Genomic DNA, 19,349 nt, shown 5'->3' with positions numbered 1-19,349 from the left:
GTCAGGAGGAGACCATGACCGCGACCGGCAACGCACCGATCCTCGTAGGGGTGGACGGGTCCGACTCGGCTCTTCGCGCGACCGCGTGGGCCGCCCGCGCCGCGGCCGGGCGGCACGCGCCGCTGTCGCTGGTCGCCGCCATGACGATCCCCGCGCCCTACGGAGCCGGAATCGGCCTGCCGCCGGGTTCCTTCGACGAACTCGAACGGGAGGGCCGGCGCCGTCTCCACGAGGCCGCCGAGGTGGCGAAGCGCGTGGCGGGCGAGGAACCCGGCCTGAAGATCAGCACCGAGTACCACACCGGCAACGCCGTGCCGATCCTGCGTGAGCGCGCGCGGGAGGCACGCATGCTCGTCCTCGGCACCAGGGGCCTCGGCGAGTTCTCCGGCACCTTCGTCGGCTCGGTGGCGGTCGCGCTGGTCGCGCACGGCCCGTGCCCCGTGGTCGTGGTGCGCGGCCGTACTCCCGGCGCGGAGCCGCCCGCAGAAGGCCCCGTGGTGGTCGGCGTGGACGGGTCGCCGCTGAGCGAGGCGGCCGTCGGTGCCGCGTTCGAGGAGGCGTCGGCGCGCGGCGCCCGGCTGGTGGCCGTGCACGCCTGGAGCGACGCGGCGGTGTCCGGCGTGGTCGGCTTCGTGCCGGGGGAGCTGCCGTGGGAGGAGATCGAGACCAGCGAGCGGATCGTGCTCGCCGAGCGGGTGGCCGGCTGGCGCGAGCGTTACCCGGACGTCGCCGTCGACCGGGTCGTCACCCGCGACCGCCCGGTGCGCAGCCTGCTGCGCGAAGCCGAGCACGCCCAGCTGCTCGTCGTCGGCAGCCGGGGAAGGGGCGGGTTCAGCGGAATGCTGCTCGGCTCGACGAGCAACGCGCTGGTCCACTCGGCCCCGTGCCCGCTGCTGATCATGCGCACCGAGCCCGGTTCCTAGCGTTTCGCCGATGCCGCCGCGGGGAATGCCCGGGCCGAAGGACCCACGTCCCCGGGACGCTCGGCTCTGCCCGGGCACGGCCCGCCAGGGCATGCTGAGAGCAGCGATCGGCGCTGCGGGACCGGAGGAGAGAACTGATGGGCAAGGTTGTTGCGGGTGTGGACGGATCGCCTTCCGCGGTGAACGCGGCGGTGTGGGCCGCGACCGAGGCCGGCAGGCGCAACGAGCCCCTGCGACTCGTGCACGCCTACGTGGTGCCGACGCGTGGGTACCCGGGATTCCTGGTCTCGTCGCAGGAGCTGCGCGAGGGACTGCGGGCACAGGGCCGCGAGTGGCTGGACGAGGCAAGGAAGGCTGTCGAAGGGGTCGCGCCCGAGCTGCGTGTCGAGACCGAGCTCGTCGAGGCCGCCGCGGTGCCCGCGCTGCTGCGCGAGTCCCGCGATGCCCGGATGGTCGTGCTCGGCTCTCGCGGTCTCGGTGGGTTCACCGGCATGCTCGTGGGCTCCGTGGCGGTCGCGCTGGCCGCGCACGGGCATTCACCGGTGACCGTGGTCCGGGGCAGGGACGCGGACGCCGCGCCGCCCCAGGAAGGCCCGGTGGTGGTCGGCGCCGACGGCTCCGCGGCAGGCGCGGCGGCGGTCGGGCTCGCGTACGAGGAGGCGTCGATTCGCGGCGTTCCGCTCGTGGCCGTGCACACCTGGAACGACGTCACGGTGGACACGAGCCTGCGGATGTACCCGCTGAGCGCCGACCCCGCCCAGGTCGACGAGGAGGAACGGATCGTGCTCGCCGAGCAGCTGGCCGGCTGGCAGGAGAAGTACCCCGACGTGCCGGTCGAGCGCGTCGTGACCCGCGGGCGGCCCGTGCGCACTCTGCTCGAACATGCCGAGCGCGCCCAGCTCCTCGTGGTCGGCAGCCGGGGACGCGGCGGCTTCACCGGGATGCTGCTCGGCTCGACCAGCCGTGCGCTGGTGACCCACGCGCCGTGTCCGGTGCTTGTGGTACGCGCCGAGCAGGACGAGATCGGCAGCACCGAAGAGCCGGAGCGGAGCGGCTGATGCGCGCACGCGAGGCGATGAGCAGCCCGGTCATCACGGTCACCCCGGACACGACCGTCAAGCATGCCGCGGAACTGCTGACTCGGCACGGGTTCACGGCCCTGCCCGTGGTCGACGACGACGAGCGGCTGGTCGGCGTCGTCACCGAGGCCGACCTCGTACGTGACCGCGTGCCACGGGATCCGCGTTTCCGCGGCGGCGCGGACGCGGCGGGCACCACCGAGCCGCCCGCGCCCACGGTGGGTGCGGTGATGTCCAGCCCGGCCGTGTCGATGAGTACGGGTGCCGATGTTGCCGAGGTGGTCTCGGCCCTGCTCGACGCGGGTTTTCGCGCCATGCCGATCGTGCAGGGATCGCGGGTGGCCGGCATCGTGACCAGGGGCGACATCGTCCGCGCCCTGTCGCGGGACGACACGGAGATCGCCAGGGACGTCCGGCACCGCCTTGAGATCTACGGTGGCGCCGGCCGCTGGCGGGTCGATGTGCGCGACGGGGTGGCCAGCGTCGTCGACGAGCGGGACGACCCGGCGGACCGGCACGCGGCCACGCTGCTGGCGGAGTCCGTGCCGGGGGTCGTGCGCGCCGAGACGAAATCCGCGGCCGAGTCCGGCCGGCCAGCCGACTGAGCCACAGGCGCGGCGTTGTGCCTGGTCACCCTCGTGAGTGCGTACACGAGTTAGAACGCTGTTACGCACTCACGACCGGTGGCCTGCCTCGTCAGCGCCTGGCCAGCAGGCCGACGATGTCGCGCCAGCTCACGATGCCCACCATCCGGCCGCCATCGACGACGGGGAGGCAGCGCTGATGTGAGTCGAGCAGTACGGCGGCCGCTTCCGGCACGGTGCTGTCGGAGGTCACCGACGTCGCCGGTGCGCGCATGAGGGCGCCGACCGTGCGCCCGCCGGAGAGCAGCACGCCGTCCTCGGGCGTGCTGGCCCGCCGTGCCGGTGAGGCGAAGTAGGCACGGGCGAGGTCGGCCTCGGTGACGAGGCCGGCGAGCTGCCCGTTCTCGTCGAGCACGGGCAGCGTCGTGAAGCCCGCCTCACGCATCAGCCCGGCCGCCTCGGCGGGGGAGGCGTCGGCCGTGATCGCCACGACCGGGCTGCTCATCACATCGCGGATCAGCGTCATCGGATGTCCTCCTGCTGGGCCGCGGTCAGCGCAGGGACGCGGCGGGAATCAGCACGACCGGGCACTGCGCGTGCCGCACGCAGTCGGCGGCGGCGCTGCCCAGCAGTACCTCGCTCAGCGGTCCGTGCCCGTGGCTGCCCACGACCAGCAGGTCGGCATCGGCCGAGGCCTTGATCAGCTCGGTCGCCGGGTCCCCGGTGACGACGGTCTCGGTGACCGGGACGCCTTCGCCGCCCGCGGCCAGCACCTGCGAGTGCAGGTGCGCCCGCTCCGTGGCCTCGTCCGCGACGGGCCTGCGGCCGTGCGGCTGAATGGCGAACGAGGTGCCGGGCAGCAGCTCGTCCCGTTCGCGAACGGTGATGGCGTGTACCTCGCCGCCGCGCCGCCCTGCCTCGGACACGGCCCAGCGCAGAGCGCGAGCACCGGCGGGGGATCCGTCGACGCCGGCGATGATCGTGCGGTGCAATCGCGTGTCTTCGTTGTCGGGCATGGTTCACTCCTGTCCGGGAACACGTGCTCGTGTTCGCTTCCTCGAATCGTGCGCTCGGCCGGGTTCGCCTGCTAGGGCCGGAGGTCCCCGGCGAGGTGCCCGCTGGGTTCCGGTGCCCGCAGATCGGTTACCCGGCTCGCGGCACCGGGCAACGACAGCGCCGGGATCCGCCCGAACTCGTCCGGGCGGTGGCTCACGATCAGCGCCGCCCGGCCCGCCGTCAGTTCGGTGATGTCGCGGGCGAGTGCCGCGGCGTTCTCCCGGTCCAGGTGCGCAGTCGGCTCGTCGAGCAGCAGCACGGGCCGCCCCGCGAGGATCGTTCTCGCCACGCCGAGCCGTTGCCGCTCCCCGCCGGAGAGGACGGCCCCGTGTGCGCCGAGCGGGGTGTCGAGTCCGTCCGGCAGCTCGTCGAGCCAGGCTCGCAGCTGCGCCGCGCGCAGGGCCGAGCGCAGCTCGCCGTTGGTGGCATCCGGCCGGGCCAGCCGCAGGTTCTCGCGCACGGTGGAGTCGAACAGGTGACTGGCGGGCCCGCACCAGCCGATCGCCGAACGCACGTCGTCGCCGGCCAGGTGGCGGGCATCCGTGCCGTTGAAGTGGACCCGTCCCGACGCCGGGTCGAGGTGGCGCATGAGCACGGCCAGCACGGTGCTCTTGCCCGAACCGGACGGGCCGGTGAGGACGAGCCGGTGGCCCGGCGAGACGGTGAGGTCGACGTCCCGGACCGCGACGGTGGCCGCGCCCGGCCAGCGCACCGCGAGCGACTCGGCGGTCAGCGTGCCGGGTACCGGCACGGGCCGCGGAGCGACCGGCTCGGTTATCGGAGCGGGGACGTCGTCGAAGGCCGCGAGCCTGCGGGCGGCGTGCCCCGCGCCGAGCAGCCGCTGCGCGGTCTCCGGCAGGGCCGCCACGAGTTCGGCCGTGGCGAGCGGGGTGAGCGCCAGCACGGCCAGCCCGGGGCCGGAGAGCTCGCCGGCCCGCAGGGCGGCAATGCCGAGCACGGTGCAGGCCAGCGTGGTGGCGCCGATCGCGAACGTGCCGACACCGAGGCCGAGCCCGCGGGCCAGCGCCGAGGCGCGCAGCGCCGTGATGAGCCGGTCACCGAGTTCGCGGACGCGGGCGTGGCGGGCGTCGGCCGCCCCCAGAGTGACCAGGTCGGGCGCCGCCTCGAGCAGCTCCACGGTGCCCGCGGCCACCTCGGCGCGCAGCAGGCCGGTGCGCCGCTCGGCCGATCGTGCGGCGAGCGCGGACAGTGCGGGCGCGGCCAGTCCGGCGCACAGCAGCCCGGCCGCTATCGCGAGACCGGCGGCGGGCAGCAGCAGGCCGATGGCGAACGCCGTCCCCGCGCCGACCACGGCCGCGGCCGTCCCCGGCACCACGCCGCGCACGAGCACGTCCTGCTGACTGTCCACATCGGAGACCAGTCGGTTCAGCAGGTCGCCACGGCGTAACCGCGCGGTCACCGCGGGGCCGAGGCGCACCAGCGAGTCCCACACTCGTACCCGCAGGTCAGCGAGCGCGCGCAGTGCGGCGTCGTGCGAAGCGAGCCGCTCGACGTAGCGCAGCACGCCCTTGGCGATGCCGAACGTCCGCACGGCGACGATCGCGACCGTCAGCGTCAGTACCGGCGGGTGCAGCGCCGCCGTGGTGATGAGCCAGGCCGAGGTAGCGGTGAGCGCCACCCCCGAGCCGAGCGCTCCCGCGGCGGCCGCGACGGCCAGAGCCAGCCGCGCGCGGTACGGCCGCACCGCCGCCAGCCACCGTCGCGCGGGGCGATGGTTCGGCGGTGGTGCGCCGGCGGTCTCGCCCGTGCTCCCCGGTGCGGGCCGGGGGACGCTCGCGGGGGCCGCGGCCACCGGAGCCGGCGCGCGGCGCTCGGCCGGGGCCTGGCGATGCGGGAGGGCGATCACGCGGTCGCAGATCCCGAGCACGCTCACGCGGTGCGTCACCACGACAGCGGAGCGTCCCGCAAGCGCCGCGGGCAGGGCGGCGACGATGGCCGCCTCGGTCTCGGCGTCGACGCCCTCGGTGGGCTCGTCGAGCAGCAGCAGCGGCCGGTCCAGCAACAGTGCCCTGGCCAGCGCAACTCTGCGCTGCTGCCCGGTCGAGAGCCCGGCGCCGAGTTCGCCGACCACATGGTCCAGCGGCAGGTCGAGCGCCGCGGCGGCCGCGGCCGCCCGGACCCGGTCAGCGGGCGCGTCCGGGTCGCCGAGCCGGATATTGTCCGCGATCGTGCCCGCCAGCAGCCGCGGCCGCTGTGGCACCCACGCCACCCGCCGCAGCCACGCGTCCGGCTCGACGCGCGCCAGGTCGACGCCGCCGACCTCGATGGTGCCCCGATCGGGCACGCGACGGCCGAGTACCAGGTCGAGCAGGGTGGACTTGCCCGCGCCACTGGGGCCGGTCACACCGACGATCTCGCCGGGGCCGACATCGAGGCAGAGCCCGTCCAGGATCGGCCCGGCCCGTCCGTCCACCCGCATGTCGCGGACCCGCAGTCCGGTGCACGACGGGTCGGGTGCCGGCTCGGTCCCGGCCCCGGCAGCGGAGTCGGCCAGCACCTCGAACGCCTCCTCGGCGGCGGCGAGCCCCTCGGCGCTGTCGTGGAAGCGAGCCCCCACCGCGCGCAGCGGCAGGTACACCTCGGGCGCCAGGATCAGCACGACCAGCGCCGTGCGCAGGTCCAGCACGCCCGAGACCAGGCGGAGACCGACTGACACCGCGACCATCGCCACCGAAAGGGTGGCCAGCAGCTCCAGCGCCAGCGCGGACAGGAACGCGACCCGCAGCGTCTTCATCGTCTGGGCGCGGTAGCGCTCGGTGATCCGCCGGATCGTGCCCGCCTGGGTGCGGGCGCGGCCGAACGCGGTGAGCACGTCCAGGCCCGCGACCAGGTCCAGGAAGTGGTTGCCCAGTACGGAGAGCGTGCGCCACTGGCGGCGGGTGTCGCGCTGCGTGTCGAGCCCGATCAGAATCATGAAGATTGGGATCAGCGGAACGGTCACCCCGACGACGGTCGCCGCGATCCAGTCCTGCGACAGGATCCACGCCGTGACGGTCACTGGGACCACCGCGGCGATCAGCAGCTGCGGCAGGTACCGCGCGAAGTAGCCGTCCAAGCCGTCGAGCCCCCGCGTCGCGCTGATGTACCGCTACGCCAAGGCCGGTCCGCCGCCGTCCGAGCTCGCCGAGCCGCCGGGGGAGGGCGACGACCAGGAGCCCCGGCACCCCGTCTTCGCCTACTGACCGACCGAGTTGGAGAACTGACATCATGGCGCTCACCGACATCTGGTTCATCCTCATCGCGGTGCTGTGGACCGGCTACTTCGTCCTGGAGGGCTTCGACTTCGGCGTCGGCGCACTACTGAAGGTGCTCGGCCGGGACGACACCGACCGCCGAGTGATGATCAACACGACCGGCCCGGTCTGGACGGCAACGAGGTGTGGCTGCTCGTCGCGGGCGGCGCGACGTTCGCCGCGTTCCCGCACTGGTACGCGAGCCTGTTTTCCGGGTTCTACCTCGCGCTGCTGGTGATCCTGGTCGCACTGATCGTGCGCGGGGCAGCCTTCGAGTTCCGGGGCAAGATCGACAGCGCGCGCAGGACGCCGTAAACCACCCACGGCTGCCGCGCCATCTCGGTGAAGATCCAGCCGACGCTGTCAGCGACGAACGGGGGCCGCGATCATCGCGACGGCCGCCCGGTAGAACCACGGGCTCACCGGCGTCCGCCCCCTGCGCAGTGCCCACAGCCCGGTAAGGGACAGCAACCCCATCAGGAAGCCGAAGCCGACCATGATCCGGAACGACCAGTAGGCGAGCGCGACGTTGGGCGTGTAGTCGCCGGGCCCGAGCTCCTGCTCGGCCTGATGCTGGAGGTCGTCGATACCCTCGACCTCGCCGTCCAGCGAGCCGGTGGCCATGTACGACAGCACCCCGGGCACCCGGATGCTGTAGACCTCCTCGGACCCGTCGAGCGAGCCGATGGTGAACAGGGAGAACGACGCGGGTGCCGAAGTGGCCCACAGCGCCTCGGCCGCCGCCATCTTCATCGGCTGCTGCTCGGTCATCACCCGGGCCTGCAGGTCACCGCTGACGACCACGCCGATGCTGGACAGCAGCATGAACACCAGCCCCAGCCGTATCGACGGCCGGTACACGGCAGTCTCCCTGCCATTTCGCAGGTGCCACACGCTGATGCCCACGAGCACCGCCGCCGCGGTGAGGAAGCTCGCGAACATCGTGTGCGGGAAGGTGACCAGCACGGTGGGGTTGGTGAGCACCGCGCCGAAGTCGTTGAGCTCGGCCCGCCCGGTGGCCTCGTTGATCGCGTAGCCGACCGGGTGCTGCATCCACGAGTTCGCGGCCAGGATGAAGTAGGCGGAGAGCATCGTGCCGATCGAGGTGGCCCAGATCGTGGCCAGGTGCAGCCGCCGGGGCAGCCGGTTCCAGCCGAAGATCCACAGCCCCAGGAACGTGGACTCGAGGAAGAATGCGAGCAGCCCTTCGATGGCCAGTGGCGCGCCGAAGACGTCGCCGACGAAGCGGCTGTAGTCACTGCAGTTCATCCCGAACTGGGACTCCTGCACAATGCCGGTGACGACACCCATCGCGAAGTTGATGAGGAAGAGCTTTCCCCAGAACGTCGTCATCCGTAGGTAGTGCTCCTTGCCCGTGCGCATCCACGCGGTCTGCATGATGGCGACCACCAGGGAGAGCCCGATGGTCAGCGGCACGAAGACGAAGTGGTAGACGGTCGTGATGCCGAACTGCCATCGGGCAAGATCGAGCGCGTTCATGGGCTTTCTCCCTGGGGCCGTGATCCAGTCGCCAAGATCGCCGGAGGGGCGGGCGCCGCCTAGGGCCCAACGTCACCGCCGGGCGGGACCCTCGGGCACTCGACGGCGCGAAGGGACGAAAGACCCTCCCGGGCGGGGACGACCGCTTCTGTTTCGGCGCACTCGTGCCGGGCACGCTGAAAGCATGAGCCTGGACGACGTGACCGGTCGCCGCATGCCCGCGCGGTTCGCCTACGCGGAGCGCTCGCACGAACTCGCGCGGGTGGACGCGTGGTGGCGTGCGGCGAACTACCTCGCCGCCGGGCAGATCTACCTGCTCGACAACCCGCTGCTGCGGGAGCCGCTGGCGCCGGAGCACGTCAAGCCCCGCCTGCTCGGGCACTGGGGCACCGTTCCCGGCGTCACGCTGACCTACGCCCACCTCAACCGCGTCATCATGCGCACGTCAGGGAACGTGCTCTTCGTCTGCGGACCGGGACACGGCGCGGCCGGGCTGAACGCCGCGACCTGGCTGGAGGGCACCTACTCCGAGTGCTACCCCGAGGTCGGGCAGGACCTCGACGGGCTACGGCGGCTGTTTCGCCAGTTCTCCTTCCCCGGCGGCGTGCCCAGCCACGCCTCGCCGCACGTGCCGGGTTCATTCCACGAGGGCGGCGAGCTCGGCTACGCACTGGCCCACGCCACCGGCGCGGCACTCGACAACCCCGGCCTTGTCGTGGCGTGCCTCATCGGCGACGGCGAGGCCGAGACCGGTCCGCTTGCCGCGAGCTGGCACGCCCCGGCCTTTCTCGACCCGGCCGGAGACGGCGCGGTCCTGCCGATCTTGCACCTCAACGGCTACAAGATCGCCAACCCGACCGTGCTGTCCCGGCTGCCCCGCGCGGACCTCACCGCCCTGCTGACCGGGCACGGCTGGGAACCGATCGAGGTCGAGGGCGACGACCCGGCCGCCGTGCACGAGGCCTATGCGGTGGCGCTCGACGACTGCTTCGACCGGATCGCCCGAGGGCGCCGCCCGATGATCGTGCTGCGGACCCCGAAGGGCTGGACCGGTCCGGCCACTGTGGACGGAATGCCGGTCGAGGGCACCTGGCGCTCGCACCAGGTGCCGATTTCCGGTGCGCGGCACGACCCGCAGCGGCTGCTGCAGCTCGAGGAGTGGCTGCGCTCGTACCGGCCCGCGGAGCTGTTCGATGCGGACGGCAAGCCCGCTCCGCTGATCCGGGACTGGCATCCCAGGGCCGGACTGCGGATGAGCGCGCAGCCCGGTGCGCACGGCCAGCTACAGCGGGGCCTGCGGCTGCCCGACGTCCGCGAGCACGCGGTCGCCGTGCCTGCGCCGGGCGAGCGGAGCGCGGAGAGCACCCGCGCGCTCGGCGGCTACCTCCGCGACGCGCTAACCCGCAACGCCGGCGCGCGCAACCTGCTGCTCTTCGCGCCGGACGAGCAGGCGTCCAACCGGCTGGACGACGTCTTCGAGGTGACCGGGCGGCGCTGGCGGCTGGCCACCGAGCCCGGCGACGACCATCTCAGCACCGAGGGTCGCGTGTTCGAGGTGCTCTCCGAGCACCTCTGCCAGGGCTGGCTGGAGGGCTACCTGCTCACCGGGCGGCACGGGCTGTTCTCCAGCTACGAGGCGTTCACCCACCTCGTCGACTCGATGGTGGCCCAGCACGCCAAGTGGCTGCACCTGGCCGCGGAGGTGCCGTGGCGGCGGCCGGTTCCGAGCCTGAACTACCTGCTGACCTCGCACGTGTGGCGGCAGGACCACAACGGAGCCTCGCACCAGGACCCCGGCTTCATCGACCACATCCTCTCCAAGCGGCCCGAGGTGGCCCGCGTCTACCTGCCGCCGGACGCCAACTGCCTGCTGCACGTGGCAGACCACTGCCTGCGCAGCCGCGGCCTGGTGAACGTGATCGTCGCCGGCAAGCAGCCCGAGCCTCAGTATCTCGACATCGACGCCGCCAGGGCGCACTGCGAGCAGGGCCTCGGCGTGTGGCAGTGGGCGAGCACCGACAACGGCACCGCTGACCCGGACGGCACGGACGGCATGGATGGCACCGACGTGGTGCTGGCTTGCGCCGGGGACGTGCCGACGCAGGAGACCCTCGCCACCGTCGGGGTACTCCGCGGCCTGGTGCCCGACCTGCGGATCCGGGTGGTCAACGTTGTCGACATCACCCGGCTGTGCGCGCCGGAGCGGCACCCGCACGGTATCGGCGACCGTGACTACACCGCGATCTTCCCCGGGGGCGTCCCGGTGATCTTCGCCTTCCACGGCTACCCGTGGCTGATCCACGAGCTGACGTACAACCGGCCCGGCCACGGCGACCTGCACGTGCGCGGGTTCAGGGAGAACGGCACCACGACCACGCCGTTCGACATGTGCGTGCTGAACGGGATCGACCGCTTCGGCCTCGCACTCGCCGCGCTCGAACGGATCCCGCGAGTGGCGGGCAGGCTCGGGCACCTGCGCCAGCACCTGCTCGGTGAGCTGGCCCGGCACCACGACCACATCCGGCGCGAGGGCGAGGACCTGCCGGAGATCCGCGACTGGCGGTGGAGGCCCTGATGCGCGTGCTTACAGTCAATCCCGGCTCGTCGAGCCTGAAGATCAGCGTGCTGGACGGCACCGAGCGAATCGGTGATCTGACGATCGGCGACTGGGACGGCGGCACGCAGATTGGCGACGTCAACGACATGGCCGAGCTGTACGGGCCGGTGGACGCCGTCGCCGTCCGGATCGTGCACGGCGGCGAGCGCACCGCCCCGGCGCGGCTCGACGCGCACACGCTCGCCGACCTGGAACGCTGGGTGCCGCTGGCGCCGCTGCACCAGGCTCGCTCGCTCGGGTTGGTCAGGCACATCCTGGCCGCGCTGCCGGGCGTGCCTGTGGTCGGGGGCTTTGACACCGCGTTCCACGCCGGGCTGCCCGCGCGCGCCGCGACGTATGCGCTGCCGCGTGGCTGGCGGGAGGACTACGGGATCCGCCGGTACGGGTTCCATGGACTCTCGCTGGCCCACGCGACCCGCGAGACGGCACGATTGCTCGGCCGCCCCGAGACCGAACTCGGACTGGTGTGCTGTCACCTGGGAGCCGGGGTTTCGGTGACGGCGGTCGACGGCGGGCGCAGCGCGGACACCTCGATGGGCTTCACGCCGCTGGACGGGGTGCCGATGGCCACCCGGCCGGGCGCCCTCGACCCGGGCATCCTGCTGCACCTGCAGCGGCACCACGGTCTGTCGTCGGACGAGATCGACGACGCGCTCAACCGCAGCTCGGGGCTGGCCGGTCTCTCCGGCACCGGCGGCGACATCCGCGACGTCCTCCGTGCCCGCGCCGCGGGAGACCCGGATGCGGCACTGGCCGCCGAGGTGTATCTGCACCGGCTGCGCCGCGAGATCGCGGCCGCCGCCGTGTCGCTTCCCCGTGTCGACGCGGTGGTGCTCACTGGGGGAGTGGCGGAGCATCACCCTGCGCTGCGGGCCGAGCTGTTCGCGGGCGCGCATTTCGGCCTGCGCGTCGATGCGGCGCGCAACGCCGGTGCCGGGGACCGGCTGATCAGCCCGGACGGCGTGCCCGTCGCGATCGCGGTGGTCGGCTGCAGGGAAGACCTTGAGCTGGCCCGTCAGGCCGGGCAGGCGCTGTCCGGCGACTCAGCAGGAGCGGTAGGAGCGGTAGGAGCGGTAGGAGCACTGTCATGACAAGTCCGCACGCCGCGGCCACGTTCGCCGTCGTCGACGCCGCGTTGCGCGCGGCGATCCGGGCGCCGTCGCCGCACAACACGCAGCCGTGGCGGTTCGAGGTACGGGAGGACCGGATCGATCTGCTGCTGGACGAGCGCCGCGTGCTCGGGGTCTGTGACCCGGACGCCAGGGAGGCCACGCTCGCCTGCGGCGCCGCGCTGCTGAACATGCGCCTCGCGCTCGCCGAGCAGGGAAGAGCGCACGTGGTGGACCTGCTGCCCGACCACGCCCGGCCCACTCTGCTGGCGCGTGTCCGGGTCGGCGGGAGGCACAACGCGTCCCCGCACGAGCTGAAGCTGGCCGGGGCGATCAGGTACCGGCACACCAACCGCAGGCCTTTCCTGGACCGGACCGTGCCCGGTCACGTACGGGACGCGCTCGTCGCGGCCGCCGCGGAGGAGGGTGCGCGGCTCGTGCTGCTGGAGCAGCCCGTGCGTCTCGACGCCCTGGTCGCGCTACTTCGCCGGGCCGATCACCTGCAGAGCCAGGACGCGGCCTTCCAGGCCGAGCTGCACCAGTGGACCCCCCAGCACCACCGGCCGGACGGGGTGCCGCGGTCGGCGGGCGGTCCCCGGGCGCTGGACGGCGGGTTGCTCGCGCTGCGCGACTACGGTGGTCCAGCGAGCCGTGCGGAGCGCTCGTTCGAGCAGAATCCGCTCGTCGCGATCCTCACCACCGTGAGTGATACGCGGTCGAACCGGCTGCGGGCCGGCCAGGCCATGCAGCGGGCGCTGCTCACCGCCACCGCGGCCGGGCTCAACGCCTCGTTTCTCTCCCAGCCGATCGAGGTCGAGTCCACCCGCACGGAGTTGCGCGCGGAACTGGGCGGGCACGACCAGCCGCAGACCGTGCTGAGGTTCGGCTACGGCTACCCGGGGCCGTCCACTCCGCGCCGCCCTGTCGAGGCGGTCACGAGGCGGGAGCGGTCCGATGGCCGTTAGCGCGCCGATGCGGCTCCCGACAGCCCACCGCTGGGCCGCGCAGGAGGAGAGTGTGCTGGCCCGGGCGGCCCTGCGCAGTCAGCACTGCGGCGTCGGCGGCCCCTGGGCACTGGAGATCGGCGGCGACCGGATCGAGATCTACGAGCGCTTCGGGGCGCCGACCTGGCACCACGACGGTGCGGGCCGCGACAGGGTGATCGCCTGCGGCGCGGCCGTGGCCGGGCTCACCGTCGCCGTGCGCGTGCTCGGCTGGCTGCCCGAGACCGAGCTGCTCGGGGACTTCCAGCGGCCCGACCTGGTCGCCACCGTGTCCGCCGGTACCCGGGCGAGGCCGGCGAGCGACGACGTACGCCGGTTCCAGGCACTGTTCGGCCACCGGCGGCACCGGCGCACAGCCGACCCGGGCGAGCTGCCCGTCGGCGCCGTGGGCGAGATAGTCCGGGCCGGTGCACTTCCCGGCGTCCGGTTGGTTCCGGTGAGCGAGTTCGTGACCGCGGGCAGGAAGCAGGGGGGCGAGCCGGCGCTGCTGGTCGTGACCGACGCCGACGGGCGCAGGGACCAGGTGCTCGCCGGTGCGGCGATGCAGCATTCCTGGCTCGCCGCGGTGGCGCGGGGGTTCAGCGTGCGGCCGCAGATCCGCGCCTTCCAGTCCCGGGAGTACCGGCAGCGGGTGGTGCGCTCGGCCGGGCTCGACGGGAGCCCGCAGCTGCTCCTCGGGCTCGGCATAGCCTGAAGGGTTCCTGAAGGGGACGGTGTTTGCCGAGATGATCCCCAGGTGGAACGTTGGGTGCCTGCAGGGCGATGATGCAACTGAGCTGGCAAAGCGGATCGGAGGCTGGATGCCCGTCGAGATGACCCCGGCCGGCGAGCCGAGGCCGGGGGCGAGCGCGCTCGCGGGACTTCGGCTCGACGAGCTCCTGCACGGGGTGCAGGAGCGGCTGACCGAGATCGTCCGGACCAGGGACCGGCTGCAGGGACTGCTCGACGCCGTGCTGGCGGTGGCGACCGGGCTGGAGCTCGACTCCACGCTGCAGCGCATCGTGCAGGCCGCGACCGAACTGGTCGACGCCCAGTACGGGGCGCTCGGCGTGCTCTCGGACGACGGCAACGGCCTCTCCGAGTTCGTCTACGTGGGCATCGACGAGAAGACCCGGGCGCGGATGGGCCACCTCCCCGAGGGGCGCGGCCTGCTCGGGCTGCTGATCGACGACCCGAAGCCGGTCCGCGTCGCCGACCTGGCGGAGCATCCGGCGTCGGTGGGGTTCCCGCCCAACCATCCGCCGATGCACAGCTTCCTCGGTGTTCCGGTGCGGGTTCGCGACAAGGTGTTCGGCAACCTCTACCTCACCGAGAAGCGCGACGGCGCCGAGTTCACCCCCGACGACGAGGTCGTGCTCCAGGCACTGGCGGCCGCCGCCGGAGTCGCCGTGGACAACGCCCGGCTGTTCGAGAACTCGCGGATGCGCGAGCGCTGGCTCGGCGCGGTCGCCGAGATCAACGGTGAGCTGCTCGGCGGCGCGTCCGTGAAGGCCACCCTCGAACTGGTGGTCCGGCGGGTCCGGGAGCTGGCCGGTGCCGACGACGCGCTCATCCTGCTGCCCGGGGCCGAGGACGGCGCCGAGATGTCGGTGAGTGTCGCGTCGGGGGAGCGTGGCGCCGGTCTGGTCGGCCTCTCCGTGGACGCCACCGGCGAATCCGGCGTCGCGGAGATTCTGCGTTCGGGTGAGCCGGTGGTGCTGCCCGAGGTCGCCGCCATCCTGCCGGACGATTCGCGGGTCTCCGCCGCCGGTCTCGGTCCGGCGGTCGCGGTTCCCCTGACCAGCGCCTCCGGGGGTGGGGCGGTGCTGCTCGCGGCAAGGGCCAAGGGCGCGGCCCAGTTCCTCGCCGACCAGCTGCCGATGCTCTCGTCGTTCGCCGACCAGGCGGCGGTGGCGCTCGAGTTCGCCGACAAGCAGCGCAACCAGCGGCTGCTCGACTTGCTGGCGGACCGCGACCGGATCGCCCAGGACCTGCACGACCACGTGATCCAGCGGCTGTTCGCCACCGGCATGAGCCTGCAGGGCACGATGCGGCGAATCACCGACGAGCACGCGCGCGGGCGGGTGCAGCAGGCGGTCGAGCAGCTCGACCGGACGGTCCGCGAGATCCGTACGTCCATCTTCGACCTGCACACCAGCGGCGCGGAGCAGTCGGCGAGCCTGCGGCGCAGGTTGCTCGACGTGATCGCAGAGCTCACCGTGGACGCTGAGGTGGCGCCGTCGATGCGGATCTCCGGCGCCGTGGACACGCTGGTACCGCCGCACCTGGCGGAGCACGCGGACGCGGTGCTGCGGGAGGCGCTGAGCAACGCGCTGCGGCATTCTGGGGGTGACGAGATCTCGGTGTCGGTCGACGCGGCGGAGGAGTTCCTCGTGATCGAGGTCGCGGACAACGGGACCGGCATCGGACCTGACGTCAAGCGCAGCGGGCTGGACAACATCAGGCGCCGCGCCGAGCAGGTGGGTGGCGAAGCCACCATCGCGAGCGAGCCAGGGCGCGGCACGCGCGTCACGTGGCGGGTCCCGCTGGGCTGACGCCCGCGGGGAGGCGAACGCTACTCGCGGGGCCGTGTGTCGCCGCCGCGACGGAGCTCGGTCGCCAGCACCGCGGCCTGCGTCCGGCGTTGCATGCCCAGCTTGCCGAGCAGCCGGGAGACGTAGTTCTTCACGGTCTTTTCCGCGAGGAAAAGGCGGGCCGCGATCTCCCGGTTCGTGAGGCCCTCACCGATCAGGTCGAACACCGCCCGCTCCTGCTCGGACAGCTCCGCGACCGGGTCGGCCGTGGCGCGCTCTCGGCGGAGCCGGTTCATCAGCGCTGCGGTGGTGCGCGGGTCGAGCAGCGAGCCGCCCTGGCCGACGGTGCGGACGGCGGAGACGAGGTCGGAGCCGAGCACCTGCTTGAGCACGAACCCCGAGGCGCCCGCCATGATCGCGTTGAACAGGGCCTCGTCGTCCGCGTAGGACGTGAGCATCAGGCAGCTCAGTCCGGGCACCTGGGACAGCAGGTCGCGGCACAACTCGACACCGTTGCCGTCGGGCAGCCGCACATCGAGCACGGCGACGTCGGCGCCCGCGGCCGGGACGCGAGCCAGCGCCTCGCGGACCGAGGAGGCCTCGCCGACGATCTCGAAGTCGGCCTCGTCGTCGAGCAGGTCGGCGATGCCGCGGCGCACGATCTCGTGGTCGTCCACCAGGAACACACGTGTGGTCACGTTCGCCACGGTAGTCGGTCGTGGGGACCGGGGCATGATCCGGACGACGCCGTCCGGAGGGACTTTGTGCCCTAGCCGCGCCGCGGCGCGCCATGAGTAGCTGCCCAGGGCCGGAAGTCCCTGGCCGAGATGACTTCCGGATCGCGAAATCGGCGTGCGGCGCGGGGATTGTGGGAGGTATGAAGGCAACGCAGGAGTGGACGGCGGGCGAGATCGACGTGCTCGCACGCGCCGTGGTCCGCGCGCCGTCGGTGCACAACACCCAGCCCTGGTCGCTGGAGCTTCCCGACGGGGAGGCCCTGCTCTTCGAGCGGACCGACCTCGCACTGCCGTACCACGACCCGCTCGGCCGGGACCGCGCCATCTCGTGCGGAACCGCGATCGCGAACCTCGAGCTCGGCATGCGCGTACTCGGCAGGCGCACCTCGCTGTCCCTGCTGCCCGACCCGGAGCGGCGGGACCTGATCGCGCGGGTGTCCGCCGTCGGCGGCCTGGTGCCGACCGACACCGACCTGCACCGCTACTCCGCGATCGCCCGCAGGCGAAGCTACCGGCAGCCGTTCGCGAAGCAGTCTGTCTCCGACTACGACGTGAAGGATCTCCTCGCCGCGCCGGGGACGGACGGGGTGCAGGTCGTGGCGCTGCGCACCGAGGCGGAGCTGGCGGCGCTGGCCGGCCTGCTCGACTACGCCGCGACGGTGCTGCGGCAGGACCGCGGATACCAGCGGGAGCTGGCACTGTGGACGATCCGCGACGAGCGCTCCCACCGGCACGGTGTCGGGGTGGCGGGCGGCACGCTGACGCAGACGCCGCTGCCCTGGGCCGGGCTCGTCCGGCCGAGCACACCGCTGCCGGACCCGGTGGCGCTGGCCGACCGCCTCGCCGGGGAGACGGTGCTGCTGTTCCTGACCTCGGGCGACACCCGGTTGGATCATGTGCGCGCGGGGATCGCGACGGAGCACACCTGGCTGACGGCCGTGCACACGGGCCTCGCCGCGGCGATGCAGACGCAGCCGCTGCACCTGTCGGAGGTCCGTTCCGGGCTCATCGAGCGGCTGGGCCTTTCCGGCTACCCCCAGCTGCTGATGCGGGTGGGCCACCCGGCGGGTCCGGTGCCGCAGAGCCCGCGCCGTTCGGTCAACGAGCTCCTCCGCCCGGAATGACCCTCGCCGCGGTGGTCACCCCTCGTGAGTGCGCACGCGAGTTAGAACACTGTTACGCACTCACGAGCGGTGACCTGCGGAAACAGTGCGCCCTGGTCCGTTCCAGGTTCGCGGGCGGCCGCTCAGAACCGGCGTTTCGCCTCGGCCGCGGCGGAGCCCGCCATCAGCTTCTCCAGCAGGCCGATGAGCGTTCGCCGTTCGGCCTCGCTGAGCGTGCCGGCCCACGCCTGCTCGCGCTCGTTGTGCGCGCGGTAGTCGTTCGTGATGGTCTCGCGCCCGGCGTCGGTGAGGCTCAGCAGCACTGCCCGGCGGTCGTGGTCGGCCTGCCGCCGCGACACCAGTCCGTCCCGTTCGAGCGTGTTCACCAGCGCGGACACGGCGGCCCGGCTCATCCCGGACAGCTCGGCCACCCGCTTGGACTCCATCGGCCCGGTCAGCCACAGCACGAACAGCACACGGAAGCCCGGCCAGCTCAGCCCTCGCGGGCGGTGCACCGCGGACTCGAGGTCGTAGACAAGGGCGCTGGTGACCCGGTGCAGGGTCAGCACGAGCCGCATCGCCTCGGCATCGATGGCCGGGAGTCGGGTGCTCGTCTTCTTGACCGCGTACTCGACGAACGAGAGGTAGTCGAGCTCGTCCGGCCCGGCCGGTTCCGCGGTCATGCCCCCAGGCTAGTGCCCCGAATCCGAGGCCCGCGCAACAAGCCGTGCAGGTCAACGCTCGTGAGTGCGCACGCGAGTTAGAACTCGTGTGCGCACTCACGAGCCTGGCCTGCACCGAGGACGGCCGGCTGCTCGTCTTCCCTTGGGACGTGATCGGCGCTACCCTGAAATGACCTGAGTAATCAAAGCTTTGATCGTTATGGAGGTGCTCCGTGGCCCAGAAGACTTTCGCTTCATCGGCGGATCTGGGGGAGAAGGAGCAGACGCTGGAGGTGCTGGCCGACGGCGTGTACGCGCTCACGGCGGATGGCGATCCCAACGTCGGGGCCGTCGAGGGGGAGGACTTCCTGGTCTGCTTCGAGGCGATGGCGACGCCGGTGGCGGCCAGGGACTGGCTGGCGAAGCTGCGCGAGCACACCGACAAGCCGGTGCGCTATCTCGTTCTCTCCCACTACCACGCGGTGCGCGTGCTCGGCGCGTCGGCGTTCGGCGCCGACGTGATCGTCGCCCACGAGAACACCAGGGCCCTGGTGGCCGAGCGCGGCAAGCAGGACTGGGAGAGCGAGTTCGGCCGCATGCCACGACTGGCCAAGCAGGCCGACTCCGTGCCCGGCCTCACCTGGCCGACGGCGACCTTCTCCGACCGGATGACGATCGACCTCGGCGGCGACCGCGGCGATCTCGTGCTCCAGTACTGCGGGCGGGGCCACACCGAGGGCGACATCGTCGGCTGGCTGCCGAAGCAGAAGACCCTCTTCGCCGGCGACCTCGTCGAGGCGAAGGCGGCCCTCTACACCGGTGACGCCTTCCACCACGACTGGGCGTCGGGCACCCTGGACCGCGTACGGTCCTTCGGCGCCGAGGCGCTTGTCGGCGGCCGCGGCGCGGTGAGCAGGGGGCAGGCCGAGGTGAACGAGGCGATCGAGCAGACCCGGCACTTCCTGCGCGTCATGATCGACGAGGTCGGCGCCGTGCATGCGCGCGGCGGCACGCTGAAGGAGGCGTTCGACCGGACCCACGCCGCGCTGTACGACCGGTACGGCGCCTGGCCGATCTTCGAGCACTGCCTGCCTTTCGACGTCTCCCGCCTGTGGGACGAGCTCTCCGGCATCGAGCGGCCGGTCATCTGGACCGCCGAGCGCGACCGCGAGGTCTGGGCCCGGTTGCAGGACTGACCGGGACCGACG

Annotated in this window: 15 protein-coding genes and 2 pseudogenes; 11 read left to right on the top strand and 6 right to left on the bottom strand. The window is 72.6% G+C overall.

The features are described from left to right. Positions 1–14: 14 nt before the first annotated feature. The 3 genes from JAP66_RS14620 (at position 15) to JAP66_RS14610 (ending at position 2,607) form a co-directional block, all read left to right on the top strand. The gene (locus tag JAP66_RS14620; protein WP_199432262.1) at positions 15–923 is read left to right on the top strand and encodes a universal stress protein; all 909 of its coding nucleotides are present in this window, start codon (positions 15–17) and stop codon (positions 921–923) included. Between the two features lie 137 nt (positions 924–1,060). Next, positions 1,061–1,981, top strand: a complete 921-nt coding sequence (locus JAP66_RS14615) for a universal stress protein (protein WP_199432261.1) — start codon at positions 1,061–1,063, stop codon at positions 1,979–1,981. Then, positions 1,981–2,607 (top strand): CBS domain-containing protein, encoded by a 627-nt coding sequence (locus JAP66_RS14610; protein WP_199432260.1) that lies wholly within the window; start codon positions 1,981–1,983, stop codon positions 2,605–2,607. Before JAP66_RS14615 ends, JAP66_RS14610 begins: the two co-directional genes overlap by 1 nt. A 91-nt stretch (positions 2,608–2,698) precedes the next feature. On the opposite strand, the gene JAP66_RS14605 is transcribed toward JAP66_RS14610, so the two are convergent. From JAP66_RS14605 to cydD, 3 genes are all read right to left on the bottom strand, one after another. Next, on the bottom strand, positions 2,699–3,112 hold the full coding sequence (locus tag JAP66_RS14605; protein ID WP_199432259.1) for a CBS domain-containing protein: 414 nt from the start codon (positions 3,110–3,112) through the stop codon (positions 2,699–2,701). A 25-nt stretch (positions 3,113–3,137) separates the two neighbouring features. Then, complete coding sequence (locus tag JAP66_RS14600) at positions 3,138–3,602, bottom strand: universal stress protein (protein WP_199432258.1); 465 nt, start codon at positions 3,600–3,602, stop codon at positions 3,138–3,140. A 71-nt stretch (positions 3,603–3,673) separates the two neighbouring features. After that, entirely contained in the window at positions 3,674–6,745 is a 3,072-nt protein-coding gene (gene cydD / locus JAP66_RS32930; protein WP_199432379.1) for a thiol reductant ABC exporter subunit CydD, read from the bottom strand. Between the two features lie 125 nt (positions 6,746–6,870). Between cydD and cydB the strand changes: the two are divergent. Continuing rightward, a pseudogene (cydB, locus tag JAP66_RS14590) lies at positions 6,871–7,199 on the top strand (cytochrome d ubiquinol oxidase subunit II); the annotation flags it as partial. A gap of 11 nt (positions 7,200–7,210) precedes the next feature. Here the strand turns inward: cydB and JAP66_RS14585 are convergent. Continuing rightward, positions 7,211–8,396 (bottom strand): annotated as a pseudogene (locus tag JAP66_RS14585) (cytochrome ubiquinol oxidase subunit I); the annotation flags it as partial. A gap of 214 nt (positions 8,397–8,610) precedes the next feature. Between JAP66_RS14585 and JAP66_RS14580 the strand changes: the two are divergent. The 5 genes from JAP66_RS14580 (at position 8,611) to JAP66_RS14560 (ending at position 15,660) form a co-directional block, all read left to right on the top strand. After that, the gene (locus JAP66_RS14580) at positions 8,611–10,971 is read left to right on the top strand and encodes a phosphoketolase family protein (protein ID WP_199432378.1); all 2,361 of its coding nucleotides are present in this window, start codon (positions 8,611–8,613) and stop codon (positions 10,969–10,971) included. Beyond that, on the top strand, positions 10,971–12,104 hold the full coding sequence (locus tag JAP66_RS14575; protein ID WP_199432257.1) for an acetate/propionate family kinase: 1,134 nt from the start codon (positions 10,971–10,973) through the stop codon (positions 12,102–12,104). Before JAP66_RS14580 ends, JAP66_RS14575 begins: the two co-directional genes overlap by 1 nt. Continuing rightward, on the top strand, positions 12,101–13,087 hold the full coding sequence (locus tag JAP66_RS14570) for an Acg family FMN-binding oxidoreductase (protein ID WP_199432256.1): 987 nt from the start codon (positions 12,101–12,103) through the stop codon (positions 13,085–13,087). The genes JAP66_RS14575 and JAP66_RS14570 overlap by 4 nt, the downstream gene beginning before the upstream one ends. After that, positions 13,077–13,820, top strand: coding sequence for a nitroreductase family protein (locus JAP66_RS14565; protein ID WP_199432255.1), 744 nt, complete (start codon positions 13,077–13,079; stop codon positions 13,818–13,820). The genes JAP66_RS14570 and JAP66_RS14565 overlap by 11 nt, the downstream gene beginning before the upstream one ends. Positions 13,821–13,926: 106 nt before the next feature. Continuing rightward, complete coding sequence (locus tag JAP66_RS14560) at positions 13,927–15,660, top strand: sensor histidine kinase (protein ID WP_199432254.1); 1,734 nt, start codon at positions 13,927–13,929, stop codon at positions 15,658–15,660. Positions 15,661–15,680: 20 nt separating this feature from the next. Here JAP66_RS14560 and JAP66_RS14555 read toward each other — a convergent pair whose 3' ends face one another. After that, positions 15,681–16,337 carry a response regulator transcription factor gene (locus JAP66_RS14555; RefSeq protein ID WP_307849561.1) on the bottom strand — a complete coding sequence of 219 codons (657 nt, stop codon included), beginning with the start codon at positions 16,335–16,337 and terminating at the stop codon, positions 15,681–15,683. Between the two features lie 179 nt (positions 16,338–16,516). On the opposite strand from JAP66_RS14555, the gene JAP66_RS14550 reads away from it, so the two are divergent. Next, positions 16,517–17,500, top strand: a complete 984-nt coding sequence (locus JAP66_RS14550) for an Acg family FMN-binding oxidoreductase (RefSeq protein ID WP_199432252.1) — start codon at positions 16,517–16,519, stop codon at positions 17,498–17,500. A 122-nt stretch (positions 17,501–17,622) separates the two neighbouring features. On the opposite strand, the gene JAP66_RS14545 is transcribed toward JAP66_RS14550, so the two are convergent. Continuing rightward, positions 17,623–18,162, bottom strand: a complete 540-nt coding sequence (locus JAP66_RS14545; RefSeq protein ID WP_199432251.1) for a MarR family winged helix-turn-helix transcriptional regulator — start codon at positions 18,160–18,162, stop codon at positions 17,623–17,625. A gap of 212 nt (positions 18,163–18,374) precedes the next feature. On the opposite strand from JAP66_RS14545, the gene JAP66_RS14540 reads away from it, so the two are divergent. Next, complete coding sequence (locus JAP66_RS14540) at positions 18,375–19,337, top strand: MBL fold metallo-hydrolase (protein WP_199432250.1); 963 nt, start codon at positions 18,375–18,377, stop codon at positions 19,335–19,337. The last annotated feature ends 12 nt before the right edge of the window (positions 19,338–19,349 follow it).

The sequence above is a fragment of the Qaidamihabitans albus genome (genome assembly GCF_016464705.1).
Taxonomy (GTDB): domain Bacteria; phylum Actinomycetota; class Actinomycetes; order Mycobacteriales; family Pseudonocardiaceae; genus Qaidamihabitans; species Qaidamihabitans albus.
The sequence above is the reverse complement of the archived record's forward strand: the minus strand, read 5'-3'. Positions and strand labels throughout refer to the sequence as shown.